1 protein-coding gene is annotated in these 260 nt (G+C 49.6%); it reads left to right on the top strand.

Going from position 1 to position 260, the window contains the following annotated elements; translation table 11 throughout:
* On the top strand, positions 1 to 260 hold a 260-nt coding region (gene yaaA / locus R0J87_RS21820), incomplete at both ends, for a peroxide stress protein YaaA (protein ID WP_498888921.1).

Here is a 260-nt window from a genome sequence, read left to right as displayed (position 1 = left end):
CTCGATTTTCAGCCTTTGGCAAAGCCGGTAAACGTTACTCAACCTGCTATGCTGGCGCAGAGCCAGCAACTGGCTGATATTTGCAAAGGTTTAACCCCGGCTGACTTATCTTCGCTAATGCACATCAGTGATAAGCTGGCAGGCTTAAACGCAGCGCGTTTTGCACAGTGGCAGCTGCCTTTTACCGAACAAAACGCTAAAGCTGCATTATTCGCTTTTAATGGCGATGTGTATCAGGGGCTGGATGCGGCCAGCTTAAC

The sequence above is a fragment of the Halomonas sp. SIMBA_159 genome (assembly GCF_046536035.1).
GTDB classification, from domain to species: domain Bacteria; phylum Pseudomonadota; class Gammaproteobacteria; order Pseudomonadales; family Halomonadaceae; genus Vreelandella; species Vreelandella venusta_A.
The sequence above is the reverse complement of the archived record's forward strand: the minus strand, read 5'-3'. Positions and strand labels throughout refer to the sequence as shown.